Source organism: Pseudomonas sp. Lz4W (genome assembly GCF_000346225.2).
GTDB classification, from domain to species: Bacteria; Pseudomonadota; Gammaproteobacteria; order Pseudomonadales; family Pseudomonadaceae; genus Aquipseudomonas; species Aquipseudomonas paraversuta.
On sequence record NZ_CP017432.1, the window covers coordinates 2,951,131 to 2,964,291 of the forward strand.

The 13,161-nt window shown below is 59.1% G+C and carries 16 protein-coding genes; 9 read left to right on the forward strand and 7 right to left on the reverse strand.

The features are described 5' to 3' along the window. The first annotated feature begins 9 nt into the window (after window positions 1-9). Both B195_RS13445 and B195_RS13450 read left to right on the forward strand, forming a co-directional pair. Complete coding sequence (locus tag B195_RS13445) at window positions 10-411, forward strand: MbcA/ParS/Xre antitoxin family protein (RefSeq protein WP_003446239.1); 402 nt, start codon at window positions 10-12, stop codon at window positions 409-411. Continuing rightward, the gene (locus B195_RS13450) at window positions 411-1,085 is read left to right on the forward strand and encodes an RES family NAD+ phosphorylase (protein WP_003446243.1); all 675 of its coding nucleotides are present in this window, start codon (window positions 411-413) and stop codon (window positions 1,083-1,085) included. The genes B195_RS13445 and B195_RS13450 overlap by 1 nt, the downstream gene beginning before the upstream one ends. Window positions 1,086-1,119: 34 nt before the next feature. Here the strand turns inward: B195_RS13450 and B195_RS13455 are convergent, their stop codons facing one another. The 5 genes from B195_RS13455 to B195_RS13470 form a co-directional block, all read right to left on the reverse strand. Further along, on the reverse strand, window positions 1,120-1,722 hold the full coding sequence (locus B195_RS13455) for a hypothetical protein (protein WP_003446245.1): 603 nt from the start codon (window positions 1,720-1,722) through the stop codon (window positions 1,120-1,122). A 711-nt stretch (window positions 1,723-2,433) separates the two neighbouring features. Then, a complete protein-coding gene (locus B195_RS13460) occupies window positions 2,434-2,673 on the reverse strand; it encodes a DUF4225 domain-containing protein (protein ID WP_083912805.1) in 240 nt (79 codons plus the stop codon). 496 nt (window positions 2,674-3,169) lie between these two features. Continuing rightward, a complete protein-coding gene (locus B195_RS22935; RefSeq protein WP_156428477.1) occupies window positions 3,170-3,331 on the reverse strand; it encodes a hypothetical protein in 162 nt (53 codons plus the stop codon). Continuing rightward, complete coding sequence (locus B195_RS13465) at window positions 3,328-3,552, reverse strand: hypothetical protein (RefSeq protein WP_003446247.1); 225 nt, start codon at window positions 3,550-3,552, stop codon at window positions 3,328-3,330. Before B195_RS13465 ends, B195_RS22935 begins: the two co-directional genes overlap by 4 nt. A gap of 40 nt (window positions 3,553-3,592) precedes the next feature. Further along, window positions 3,593-4,969 (reverse strand): PLP-dependent aminotransferase family protein, encoded by a 1,377-nt coding sequence (locus tag B195_RS13470; RefSeq protein WP_003446248.1) that lies wholly within the window; start codon window positions 4,967-4,969, stop codon window positions 3,593-3,595. 85 nt (window positions 4,970-5,054) lie between these two features. Here B195_RS13470 and B195_RS13475 point away from each other — a divergent pair, with 85 nt between their 5' ends. From B195_RS13475 to B195_RS13500, 6 genes are all read left to right on the forward strand, one after another. Continuing rightward, window positions 5,055-6,020 (forward strand): threonine dehydratase, encoded by a 966-nt coding sequence (locus B195_RS13475; protein ID WP_003446249.1) that lies wholly within the window; start codon window positions 5,055-5,057, stop codon window positions 6,018-6,020. A gap of 56 nt (window positions 6,021-6,076) precedes the next feature. Further along, window positions 6,077-6,478 carry a hypothetical protein gene (locus B195_RS13480; protein WP_003446250.1) on the forward strand — a complete coding sequence of 134 codons (402 nt, stop codon included), beginning with the start codon at window positions 6,077-6,079 and terminating at the stop codon, window positions 6,476-6,478. 125 nt (window positions 6,479-6,603) lie between these two features. After that, entirely contained in the window at window positions 6,604-6,930 is a 327-nt protein-coding gene (locus tag B195_RS13485; RefSeq protein ID WP_003446251.1) for a hypothetical protein, read from the forward strand. 119 nt (window positions 6,931-7,049) lie between these two features. Next, on the forward strand, window positions 7,050-7,604 hold the full coding sequence (locus tag B195_RS13490) for a UPF0149 family protein (RefSeq protein WP_003446252.1): 555 nt from the start codon (window positions 7,050-7,052) through the stop codon (window positions 7,602-7,604). Window positions 7,605-7,706: 102 nt separating this feature from the next. Next, window positions 7,707-8,387, forward strand: coding sequence for a hypothetical protein (locus B195_RS13495; protein WP_003446253.1), 681 nt, complete (start codon window positions 7,707-7,709; stop codon window positions 8,385-8,387). A 67-nt stretch (window positions 8,388-8,454) separates the two neighbouring features. Beyond that, on the forward strand, window positions 8,455-9,306 hold the full coding sequence (locus tag B195_RS13500; protein ID WP_003446254.1) for a CAP domain-containing protein: 852 nt from the start codon (window positions 8,455-8,457) through the stop codon (window positions 9,304-9,306). A 78-nt stretch (window positions 9,307-9,384) separates the two neighbouring features. Here the strand turns inward: B195_RS13500 and mqo are convergent, their stop codons facing one another. Then, window positions 9,385-11,031 carry a malate dehydrogenase (quinone) gene (gene mqo / locus B195_RS13505; RefSeq protein ID WP_003446255.1) on the reverse strand — a complete coding sequence of 549 codons (1,647 nt, stop codon included), beginning with the start codon at window positions 11,029-11,031 and terminating at the stop codon, window positions 9,385-9,387. Between the two features lie 839 nt (window positions 11,032-11,870). Here mqo and B195_RS13515 point away from each other — a divergent pair. Continuing rightward, window positions 11,871-12,230 carry a hypothetical protein gene (locus tag B195_RS13515; protein ID WP_003446259.1) on the forward strand — a complete coding sequence of 120 codons (360 nt, stop codon included), beginning with the start codon at window positions 11,871-11,873 and terminating at the stop codon, window positions 12,228-12,230. A 6-nt stretch (window positions 12,231-12,236) separates the two neighbouring features. On the opposite strand, the gene yghX is transcribed toward B195_RS13515, so the two are convergent. After that, window positions 12,237-13,121: a YghX family hydrolase gene (yghX, locus tag B195_RS13520; RefSeq protein WP_003446261.1), complete on the reverse strand. Its 885-nt coding sequence runs from the start codon at window positions 13,119-13,121 to the stop codon at window positions 12,237-12,239. Between the last annotated feature and the right edge of the window lie 40 nt (window positions 13,122-13,161).

The following is a 13,161-nucleotide window of genomic DNA, read 5'->3' on the forward strand; positions in this document are numbered from 1 at the left end:
GAGAACGCCATGGGTCTCGCCGCCAGAAACACCGAACCCGACATCACCACCGGTGATGCCGGCCGCGTCGCCCTGACCTTTTTCTTCAATCTCATGGAGCATTGGGGTTGCAGCAAAGAGCAGCAATGCACGTTGCTGGGGGCGATTGGCAACACCACCTATTTCAAATACAAAAAGCTGCCCAACGTGCGCTTGCCCCACGACACCCTGGAGCGTATTTCGTATCTCATGGGGGTGCACAAAGCGTTGCGCATCCTGTTCAGCAACCAGCCTGAGCGCGCCTACGAATGGGTGCACAAACCCAATGCCGCGGCGCCGTTCAATGGCCTCACGGCCCTGAGCTACATGCTCGGCGGTCAGGTTGTCGACCTGGCTGACGTACGCCGCTACCTCGACGGGGTGCGCGGCTGATGCCCGGGGTTTTGCCCGACTGGGACAAAGCCTGGCGCCTGATCAACAGTGCGTTCCCGCCGATCTCGGTGTTTGAAGACACCCTCGACCCGGCAGACCTCGAACTCGCCTATGCCCTGGAAGGGCTGACCAATGACCGCCTGCGCGATGAAGCCGGCCTGCTCGCCCGGGTCAGGCCTGAAGACCGGCTGTCTGGCCAGGGCTCAACCCCGGTGATGGCGGCCTTTACCCATATCGGCCGGGCCAGCCGTTTTACCGATGGCAGCTACGGGGTGTATTACTGCGCCAGCAGCCTTGAAGCGGCGATCGCCGAGACCTGCTTTCATCAGGAGCAATTCTGGCGAGCCACCCGGGAAGCCAGTATTGAAATCACCCTGCGCACCTATATCAACAAGGTGTGCCGGCCAATGCTCGACGTACGCGCAGAACCCTCCCTGCATCAGCCCTCTCCCGCCACTTACGGCATCCCCCAGGCCTTTGCCCGGCCACTACGGGAAGAAGGGGCATGGGGCTTGCTGTACAACAGCGTGCGCCTCGAAGGCCACGAATGCGTGGCCGCGTTTCGCCCGCCGGCACTGACGTTGCCGGTGCAGGGGCCGCATTTTCGTTATGTGTGGGATGACAAGAAGCAGGCAATCGCCTGGGTATTGCAGGTCAGCGAGGTGGTGTTTTAAACCGCCGGGGGTGACATCCCCCCGGCGTATTCACTTACAAGCCATCGCCAGGCTTGAGGGTGCGCTCGGCAACAGCTTCGGCGCTCTTTTCCTGCCATACCGGCCAGTACTCGGCACGTTTTTTCTCAACGCTGGCCTTGACCCGCTCGTACCAGGCCAGGGACTTGGGCGAGTTGGTCACCAGGTCAGTGTCTTCAACCCAGTCCTTGAAGTTTTTCGACTTCAGACTGTGGGACGCATCCGGGTCGTTGCTGACCGGCCACAGAGAGAAACGGGCTTTCCACAACCCCATACGCGGTGTTACCAGGGCGTAGTAGGTTTTGCCGGCCACCAGGTCAGCTTCCATAAAGTCAGCCGCCTCGGACACCACCATAAAGGTGTGCTTGCCCGCTGTGACCGGGTGCGCGATTTTCGTACCGTTGGCCATCACCCCAATAAATCGGGTCTTGCCATCCGTCACGTCATACAGCGACGAGGTAATCGCCTTACCGGTAAAGGCGTCGCGCATAAAGACCACTTGTGCCATGTCCGGGGCAGCGGCTGGCAGCGTCTGGTCGGCCACCGGGGTCATCGGGTTGCCGGCGCAGCCGGTCAACAACAGGGTGCCCAACAAGGCAAATACATATAACGCGCGCATCTACAGCTCCTTTGAGTCGCTATTTCCTTACCCGGCGTCTGCCAGGCCGGCGGCATTATCGGTACTCGTTGCCTTGAAGGGAACCTGTGAACTCTTCAGGCCGTCGCAACCCGGATCAACGGAGCCAGGGTTTAGGTGATCGCATTCAAATACTGCCCCGTATGCCACTGAAGCCTGCACCCACGGTCGGATTTGCTTTTTCATCCGAAACGTCCGAATAACTGAGCAGCCGCCTACTACGTCTATAGGAACCGTAGTTAATTGTGAACATAGCTATTCAAAAGACTTCCGCGTCTGGGACGAGGGGGTGGATACAGCAAAAAGCAGGTCGAGGAGCCGTTGAATAGAAAGCGCTTATCACTCGCGCTCACAAAACATCGACCCCTGCCATCTTAAACTTACCTGCGTGCAAACCAACGCTTCGACGGTGTCTTTCCGGGAACACACGCGACTTGCAGAACAGCGCCAACAAAAGCAATCCACCTGACTATAGAGTCACCCTCAAAGCAACCCTTGAAAGGCAAATACAATAAAATATAGCCATCGCGTGCCACACCAAGCTGGATGCCTCCCCAAAGTACGAGAAATATAAAGAAAAACCAAAACCTTCGAGGTGTAAGATTAGCACCCGAGAGGCTTCGTGAGATTGAGTAAAAGATCAGAAAGGCGCCCAGGGATAAAAGAAAATACACGACCACTGCAAAGAATTGATTACTGGTCACGACTGCTGGCCTCCACAGACAGGGTGTTTATTGTTGTGGCGTTGGAAATAACTTCAAATGTGAGTGCCGCCTTACTTGAGTGTTCATATCCACGCACAAAATCGGCGCGTACATACCTGAACAAGCGCCATGCATCCGGTCTTAATACAAGCCTGCCAACCCCATAGGCGGAAAGGCCCAAGTCGACGGCTCCATAGGCCATATCGCCTGCAAATTCTCCGCCACCCATTATTTTTGCGGCCCCTTGATAACCCTTTCTGAGGGGGGCCCTTTATATCTGAGCGGCCTCCCCATAAGTTACTGAATTTAGAGGTACCCTTTAGTTGACCCATCTTTCACTCCCAACAACGGTACCCGGCGCTCCCTGCCTGACAACCTTATGGTATCGAACAGCAAAGTATTCCTGCAGATTGACGTCATTAGCCAAGAGTGCGTGACCTTTACCGTCGATCGTCATGTAACAGTCATTATCCATATGCACCACGTCTTTTAATCAGCGGAGCATTCTATGACACGCAACTCATTCAGACCGTAGGATACATCCGAAAAACAACCTGCATAGTTGGAGATCAATAACAGCATATTATTGAAAGACCTGACCCGGTATTTTGCGGGCAGGCTATAAAATTGAATACTCACTTTGTGTTGCACTGTTGCCAAACCCGAAAGGTTTAACAACGGCGTAAACGGTACCTCTAATACCAGAATACTGATTTTGCTGGTAATCAATCCCCTTGGATATCACTGGCGTTGTATACGACATTCAATGCCTGATTTTCTTGCTCGATGGCAACGCTGAAAGACACCAGGCGAGCGCTGCAGACATGGAGCAGGCGGTGGACAGCAATGCCATTGCCGTCACCGATATCCGGAAGTGAATCCTTCACACAGTGTATTGCTTGAACAGCTCCTCCTTGATAATCAGCAACGCGTCTTCGTAGTAACGCTCGCCCCGGGCCTCGCTGAGCAATACTGAACGCACACTGCCTTCGCCTTCGCCAGGGGTGTGTTCGCAGGTCAGGTAGAACTCGGCCGTTTCGGGCCTGAATTCCAGGTAGTAAAACAACTCGCGGCCTTCGCGGTGCCAGTAGCCTATTTCTCTGCGCATGGGTGTCCCTGGTCGGTGTTTGCGGCTGATCGCGGCGATGCTATCGCGAGCACGCCCGCTCCTGGAGGTTTTTATCCAGGCGGATGATACCGGCGATGCGCTCCAGTGCCACTTTCAGGGTCAGGGCACTTTCGGCAGCCGTCAGGCTGATGCGCACGCCATTGATGGTGGTGGATTTCACCGCAAACACGTCCCCGGGCACTACATCCACACCGGCGCCGCGACAGGCCTCGGCGAGCGATACATCGCCCTCGGCAACGCTGAGCCAGATATGCGGCGACGGAGTGTCGGACTGGTACATGGCCGCCCCCAGCAGTTTTTTCGCCAGACGCCAGCGCCGGGTCACTTCAAGGGTTTGCCACTGCGCGCGCTCATGGGCCGTTCCATCGCTTATCCACTGGCAGGCAATGGCCACGCACAGCGGCGCAACCCCCCAGTGAGCGGACTGGGCATGGGGGTCAATGCGCTCCAGCAATGGCGCACTCGCCACGATCCAGCCCATGCGTACCCCCGCGGCGACAGTCTTGGACAAGCTGCTCACCAGCACCCCGAAATCCGGTAAATAGCGGTACAGCGGCGGACTGTCGGTCAGCGCCCCGTAGACATCGTCTTCGACCACCCAGACCCCGTGGCGCCGGGCGATCCGGGCAATCTCCTGTTTGCGCTCGACACTCATCAGCGCTGAAGTCGGGTTTTGCAGGGTTGGCGTGAGCACTGCAATTCTGGCGCCCGTGGCGCGGATCATGCGGTCAAAATCTTCCGGCACGATACCTTGGCAATCCATCACCACGCCGTGCATCGGCAGGCGTAACTGCGCGCAGGCGGCCTTGATTCCCGGTGCGGTAAAGGCTTCGACCAGGACCGGTTCACCGGCCTGGCATAACGACAGCAACACCGTGAGCAGGCCTTGCTGGGCACCGGTGCAGAGCATGATGTTGTCTACTGCCAGTTCCAGGCCCCGGCCCTTGAACCACAGCGCTCCCTGCACCCGCGCCCGCAGCAGGTCCGCGGCACTCAGATAACCTTGCAAGCGGATTGCCTGGCCGCTAGCCAGCAAGCCCGACAATGCCTGCGCATCGCTTTGGCCGATGTGATCAATGGCCGGGACATTGGTTCGCAGATCGATCCGGGCAGCCTGCTTGTCGACCTGCTGCAAACGAAACAGGGTCGCCTCCTGACTGCCCGCCAGCACATAGGTCCCGCGCCCGACTTCACCCGATACCAGGTGCCGGCGCGCAGCCTCGCGGTAAGCCTGCATGGTGGTGCTGGGGTTCCAGCCCAGGGCCCAGGCCAGCCGCCGTTGCGGTGGCAGGCGCGCCCCCGGCTTGAGATCGCCACAGGCAATGGCCCGGGCAATGGCCTCCACCAGCGCCAGATAGCGCGGTTGCGGGGATTCGCCGAGGTCAGGTATCCACATTTATTGTTGGCCATGCAATATAAGGGTCGGCCCATACAATGCCGCGCGCCTAGAATCGAGTCAAACCCCTGGATGACGGTGCGCCATGTTTGATTTGAACTCCCTTCGCCTCGCCGCTACTGATGTGTACCGCAGCATGGCGCCTACCCCGCAACTGGCCTGGCCGCTGCTGGCCGATCGCCTGGGTTGCACGGTGTGGGTCAAGCACGAAAACCACACCCCCACCGGCGCCTTCAAAGTGCGCGGCGGCCTGTTGTATGTGCAGGGCCTGCTTGCGCGCGAGCCCGCTATCAAGGGGCTGGTTACCGCAACCCGTGGCAATCACGGGCAAAGCCTGGCACTGGCCGCCAGCCGCATGGGGCTGACAATCAGCATCGTGGTGCCCGAGGGCAACTCCCTGGAAAAAAACGCCGCCATGCGCGCCATGGGCGCCACCGTGATCGAGTGCGGCAAGGACTTCGATGAAGCCCGCAGCAAAGCCGCCGCCCTGGCCCAAAACCATGATTTGCATCTGGTCCCGGCCTTCCATCCCGACCTGATTCGCGGAGTGGCGACCTACGCTCTGGAATTATTCGAAGCCGTAAGTGAACTGGATACGGTGTATGTACCCATCGGCATGGGCTCGGGAATTTGCGGGCTGATCCGCACCCGTGATCTGCTGGGGCTCAAGACCAGGATCGTCGGCGTGGTGTCGAGCCATGCCGATGCCTTTGCGCAAAGTTTTGAACAGGGCCGGGTCATCTGCACCGATACCGCGCACACCTTTGCCGATGGTCTCGCCTGCCGCCAGCCATTGCCCGAGTCGCTGGCAATCATCGCCAAAGGCGCGGCACGGGTTATTCGGGTGTCGGACCGGGAAATAGCCAACGCCATGCGCCTGTGCCATGAAACCACCCACAACACCGCCGAAGGCGCAGGTGCCGCCGCGCTGGCCGGCTTGATCCAGGAGCAGGCGCAGCAGCAAGGCCGGCGGGTGGCGGTGATTCTGAGCGGAGCCAATATTGACCGCCAGCTGTATGCCGGGATTCTGGACGAAGGTTTTGACGCATAAGCCCCTGATAGCGCTGCGTCTGGACGCCTGAACCGCAGCGCGACTATGCTGGGCCGATGACTCCTTCCCCGGCCGTGCGCTCTCCCTGCCCTCCCGGCGCCTGCAATTGCGAGCGGGAACAGCTGTTGGCGACGCCTGAGACCGACCTGCGCATCCTCAGCCTGACCCGCCAGGCTGAGAAAGTCCTGCTGCAACGGCTGGAGAACATTCAAAGCCTCAGCGACCTCGAACATATGCAGCGCCGGATGCACGAGCAGCTGGGCATCCGGGTGGCCATCGAGCCCGGCTTCAATGAGGTGCGGACCATGCGCGGGATCGACATCCGGGTGCTGGAGCAACCCGGCCTGTGCCGCAAAACCCGCCAGGAGATCCCAGCAGCCATCCGCCGTGCACTGCAAAAACACCCCGAAATTGCCTACAAGCTGCTGGACAGCCACGACCTGCTGCGCGACACCTGAGTCGCACCGCCCATGGGCTGTTTGATGGCAAAAAGGCCTTATTTGGTAACAGCACACTGAATTAGCTTGCCATCATCGGCGTAGCACCCTATAAGCGCGTCTTTCAAACCAATTAGAGTCTTAACATGAGCTCCGGATTCACCGAGGACGAAATGCGCAGAGCGCTCGGCCTTGACACTCCTGCCACCCCCGTTGCGCCCCCTGTCGTTGTGAAACCCGAGCCTGTCCCGGTCAAGCCTGCGCTGCTGTCGCCCAAGGAGCCGGTCAAGCGCCGCGGCCCGATGCTGCGCGTCACCCTGCAGGTGAGCAAAGAGTACGACGGAGAAGAAACCCGGTTCGTGCATGATGCCAAGACCTTGAGCCGGTTCGATGCGGAACAGGCCGCCAAAAAAGCCCTGGCCAAAGCCGGGTTTAAATACTTTGTGGTCGAGTCTATTGTTCAGGTTGATTGACTAGCAGACCCCAAAGGCAATTGGCTCTGGATTAAAGTCGCGGCAGAAGGCATTCTCCGCGACTTTTTAACGCTCAGCCCTGCGTCCCCAAGATGCGCAACCGGTCAAGGAACCTGCCCATGCAAACTCAACCGCTGAACGACGCCGATTTCGAAATCCTCGACGACATCCTGCTCAAACATGGCGACGACCACTCCGTGCTCAACACCTGCGAGCTGGATGGTTTCTTCACCGCGCTGGTCTCCGGCCCGGCACAGGTCGATATCGCTGACTGGTTCCCGGCTATCTGGGGCGGCCAGAACCCGAACTGGGAAAACACCGGTGAAGCCAAGCAGTTCATCGAGCTGAGTGTGCGCCACATGAACACGCTGGCCCGCCAACTGGCCGATGGCAGCGAAGTATTCGCCCCCCGTTTCGAACAAACCGAGCATAACGGCCAGCCCGTTACCCTTGCCGAAGAATGGTGCTTTGGCTACTTGCGCGGTGTCGCCGTGGCCAACTGGACACCCTTGCCTGCGGTTCAGGCGCAGCTGCTGCAGGGCATTTCCGAATGTGCCGAACAGGACAACTTCGAGCTGCCGCAGGATCTGGACGTGGCCGCCCATCAGCAACAGGTTGCTGAAATCGAGCCGGCAGCACGTGGCCTGCATGACTTCTGGTTGAGCCAGCGCTAAACCCGCCTGCGCAGTAGCAGCAAGCTTGCTCGCGAGTTGTTGAAGAGCTCGCGAGCAAGCTCGCTCCTGCAGATATATTGCGGCACCCGGAGACAATGATTCATGACCACCCTCACCCACTTCGACACCCCCTGCCCCGAGTCCGTCAACGGCCAGATCCTGCAACTGGTGGTCGACCACTTGACCGACATCAGTGCCATGGAGATTGCCCCGAGCAATCTGCTGTACAGCATCTATCAATATGCAATCGGCTTTGAAGTCCATCTGTACCTGGAAGCACTCGGCGGTGGCAAAGGGATAGCCGTTGAGCTGATAGTCGCCACCGATGACCAGGACCCGGAAAAAGTCACCGGTTTCGTGCTGTACCTGCCGGTCAAGGATGACCCGCAAGCCTGCGGCATCGCTTACATGGCAGAGCTGGCCAGTCATCGACACCTGGGAGTGACTCAGGCAATGGTCCGGGAAGTGGTGCGCCGTTACCCCCATTGCGAATTGACCTGCAGCGTGAGCAAGGTCGCGGCTTTTGAACAATCGGGGTTTCAGGTGCTGGGCACCCGCGGCCCGCAAGTACTGATGAACACCCGCGACCACAGCACTGATGGCCTGATGGGCGTGCTCGACGTGGCCGCCGTCTATAACTCGACCGAAGTGCGGCAGATCCATACCTATCTGCTGCAACGCAACGGCAAAAAAGCCATGCTCGATGCCGAGAAAAAGCGCGACCGCCAGATCGATCAACTGAGCGCCAGGGCCAGGGCTTTTGTGGCGCAGGTAAAAGGCTGATAAAGCGATTGCCCCTGCCGGGGTGAAATAACGCATCATGGGCGCACTCCGGACAGAGGAAACCTTTATGCGTGTTCATTTCACCCTGACCCGTTTTGCCGCCCTGGCCCTGGGGTTGGTATTGAGCGGCACGGCTGCAGCCAGCGAAGAGTCGCAACTGGTGGACGCGATCAACGCCTACCGTAGCCAGATCCAGCCCTGTGCAGGCCAGGCCTCGCAAGAGCTGCCGCCATTGGCCGCGGATACCCGCCTGATACTGCCGCCCACCCGCTTTGGTGATCTGCAGGAAGCCCTCGGGCGGGCGGCCTACCCCATGGTTAACGTGCAGGCGATCAATCTCTCCGGGCCACGTGATGCCCAGGCCGCCATGCAGGCCGTCCAGGAAAGCTTCTGCAAAGTGGTGCTGGACCCGCAATTTGTCGATATCGGCGTCAGCCATAACGAGCGCGACTGGCGCATCGTGCTGGCGCGCCCCTTGTTGACCGGGCGCCTGGGCGACGCGCAAGCCGAAGGCCAGAAGGTGCTTGAGCTGATCAACAGCGCCCGTACCCAGCCCCGCCAGTGCGGCACCCAGGCCTTCAGTCCCACGACACCCGTCACCTGGAACGCGACACTGGCCACAGCTGCCCAAACCCATACCCGGGACATGGCCAATAACAACTACTTCGATCACAAGGACCGCACCGGCGGCACGCCGGGGGATCGCGCCGAGATGGCGGGCTATATAGGTCAGCAAATCGGCGAGAATATTGCCGCTGGCCTGGACACACCGCGCAAGGTGGTCGATGGCTGGCTGGCCAGTCCCGGACATTGTGCCAATGTGATGAATCCGCAGTTCCGCGAATTGGGTGCCGCTTACGCGGTAGACCCGAAAAGTGACGCAGGGATTTACTGGACCGCGTTGTTCGGTACGCAGTGAGCTGAGCGAGGGGGATGTTGCGAGGGGTGATACGAAGAAAACAGCCCCGCCCGACCTGCGTCGGGCGGGGCTGATTTTTTACAGCGCCATGTCGGCCGCTGGATTGCTCGGCGCAGGCTTGGCCTGTGCGTCAGCAGGAGTTGCAGTGTGCGTTGCAGCCGGGATTGCCGGCGGCGGAGTCAGTTGCAGAACTTCGGCGGTGTAGGCCCATTCCTTGGCAACGCGATCCGGATCGCCATTGAGCTTGGTGCCATAGCTCGGCACGATCTGGTGCAGCTTGGCTTGCCACTCAGGGCTCGCAACCTTGTCCTTGAACACGGTTTCAAGCACGGTCAGCATGATTGGCGCGGCGGTCGATGCACCAGGCGAAGCGCCCAGCAGACCGGCGATGCTGCCATCTTTGGCGCTGACAATTTCGGTACCCAGTTTCAGCACGCCGCCCTTCTCTTCATCACGCTTGATGATCTGAACGCGCTGGCCGGCCTGCCACAGGCGCCAGTCTTCAGACTTGGCATCCGGGAAGTACTCTTTCAACGCATTGAAGCGGTCTTCGTCCGACAGCATCAGCTGACCGGCCAGGTATTCAACCAGCGGGTACTGTTCGATACCGACTTTGGTCATTGGCCAGATGTTGTGGGTGGTGGTGCTGGTCAGCAGGTCCAGGTACGAACCTTCTTTGAGGAACTTGGTGGAGAAGGTAGCGAACGGGCCAAACAGAATGACGCGCTTGCCATCCAGCACGCGGGTGTCCAGGTGCGGAACCGACATCGGTGGCGCGCCTACCGAAGCCTTACCGTAAGCCTTGGCCAAATGCTGCTGGGCAACAGTCGGGTTATCGGTCACCAGGAACGAGCCGCCAACCGGGAAGCCTGCGTATTCCTGGGCTTCAGGAATGCCGGACTTCTGCAGCAGGTGCAGTGCACCGCCGCCTGCGCCGATAAATACAAACTTGGCGTCGGTGGCAGTTTCAGAACCGTCTTTCAGATTTTTGTAAACCACATGCCAGGTGCCATCAGCGTTGCGGGTGATGTCCTTGACTTCACTCGACAGCTTCAGCGAGAAGTTGGGCTTGGTTTGCAGGTAAGCCGCGAACTGGCGCGTGATTTCGCCGAAGTTGACGTCGGTACCCAGTGGAGACCAGGTGGCCGCGATTTTCTGGTTCGGGTCACGCCCTTCCATCATCAGCGGAACCCACTTCTTGATCTGAACCGGGTCTTCGGAGTACTGCATGCCGGCGAACAGAGGGCTCGCCTGCAGTGCTTCGTAGCGCTTCTTCAAGAACTTGATGTTGTCATCGCCCCACACAAAGCTCATGTGCGGAGTGGAGTTGATGAACGAACGCGGATCTTTCAGTACGCCGTTCTTGACCTGCCAGGACCAGAACTGACGCGATACCTGGAAGGCTTCATTGATTTCAATGGCCTTCGGGATTTCGACGTTACCGTTCTTGTCTTCCGGGGTGTAGTTCAGCTCGGCCAAAGCCGAGTGACCGGTACCCGCGTTGTTCCAGCCATTGGAGCTTTCAAGGGCAACGCCATCGAGACGTTCAACCATCTCCATGGACATGCCGGGTTCCAGCTCATTGAGCCAGACACCCAGAGTTGCGCTCATGATGCCGCCGCCGATCAGCAGAACATCCACCTGTTTGGTCTCGGCAGCCTGCACGGACGTAAGTCCCATGGTCAGCGCCAGGCCCAGTAGCCCCTTATTCATTTTTTTAAACATTTTTGGTACCTAAGATAAAACGCCATCTACCCGGCACGCGGTTCATGACAGAGCTCGACCCGGTGCAGGCATGTGGCCTGCAATCGAACCGGTCTTCAAGCCTTGAACGGGTAGAGTTATAAGGCCTATGTACACTATAGACCTCACTTTTATGTACCTTGGGCGCTGATCTCTTATTGATTTTGGCTTCAGCTACTTGGGTGACATTCATGCTTGCAACTTATGCGATCCCTTTGCTCTGCGACCTGCCCGCAGCTCCTTCCGGGGAGCCTGCGTGGACCTTGTAGCCCGGGGCGGCCAGTCTGAAGCCGCGACATTCTACCTCAGGTGGCACTTTGGACGAAAACCGATATTTCAGCGCTGCGCCAGCGCCCGGATCGCCGGCAAGCCGGCTCCCACAACAAATGCCTCAAACCTGTTGCAGCGGGCTTGCCCGCGATGATTTCAGCGCTGCGCCAATGCCCCCATCGCCGGCAAGCCGGCTCCCACAACAACTGCCGCAAACCTGTGGGAGCGGGCTTGCCCGCGATGATTTCAACGCTGCGCCAGTACCCGAATCGCCGGCAAGCCGGCTCCCACAACAACTGCCGCAAACCTGTGGCAGCGGGCTTGCCCGCGATGATTTCAGCGCTGCGCCAATGCCCGAATCGCCGGCAAGCCGGCTCCCACAACAACTGCATCAAACCTGTGGGAGCGGGCTTGCCCGCGATGATTTCAACGCTGCGCCAATGCCCGAATCGCCGGCAAGCCGGCTCCCACAACATCTGCCTCAACCAGACCCAAAACTCCAAACTCACGTATGATTGGCCCTTTGCCCCGCCCGCCAACAGGATTCACCCATGTCTTTAAGCAAAGCCAACCAGGCCAAAATTGAACGCCGCCTGGTTAAAGCCCTGACCATTGCCTGTGAAAAGGCGAAAAATGAAATCCCGGGGTTTGTCTGGCTGACCCACACCGTCAACTATGAGGCCTTCCCTGCCAGCCTGAAGATAGTCTGGGTGTTCGATACCAAGGACAGCAAAGACTTTGCCCTGGCCGATGGCGAGGCGCACTTCATGGTCGAGTTGACCGACAAGGCCCTGGCTGACGCCGATGTGCGGGTGCGCAACGCCGCCACCCACGTGTATTACGATTCCGAAGAAGAATGCCAGCGGGCCTGTGGCGGCAATTGGCCAAAACGCCTGTCGAACAAAGGCTGAGGCCGGTTACGACAGGTACTTGCCAAACCAGTCCAGGGTTCTGCTCCACGCCAGCGTAGCGGCTGCTTCATCGTAGCGAGGCGTGGAGTCATTATGAAAACCGTGGTTTACATTCGGGTAGATAAACGCCTCGTAGACTTTCCCGTTGGCCTTTAAAGCCTGTTCATAGGCCGGCCAGCCCTCGTTGATGCGCGTATCCAGCCCGGCGTAATGCAGCATGACGGGAGCCTTGATCCGGCTCACTTCATTGGCGCCAGGCTGACGCCCGTAAAAGGACACCGCTGCCCCCAGCTCCGGATACGCCACCGCCGCCGCATTGGCCACCCCGCCCCCATAACAGAATCCTGTGATCCCGACTTTTCCGGTACCGGCATCGTGCTGCATCAACCATTCAATGGCGGCGAAAAAGTCATTCATCAGCTTTTCCGGGTCCACCGTCTGCTGCAGCGCCAGACCTTTTTCGTCGTTGCCGGGATAGCCCCCCACCGACGACAGGCCGTCTGGAGCCAGGGCGATAAAACCCTGCTTGGCCAGCCGCCGCGCAACATCCTCGATATAGGGGTTGAGCCCGCGATTTTCGTGAACCACTACCACCGCGGGCAACTTGCCCTGCGCCTTGGCTGGACGTACCAGATAACCGCGCACCTGCCCGTGCCCCTTGGGCGAGGGATACGTGATGTACTCGGCCAGGATGTCCGGATCGGTGAAAGCCACCTGCTCGGCAAGGGCATAATCGGGGCTGAGTGCGTTCAGTATCGAGAGTGCTGACACGCCTGCGCAAATGACCGCCGCCCGATCCAGAAACTGGCGCCGGTTGATTTTACCGTGGGCGTAATAGTCGTAGAGTTCAAGCAATTCAGGAGCAAAATCTTTAGCAGTGAGACGGGGCATCTGTGCGCTTCCTTTTGAACCTGGTTGAACGTGCATGAGC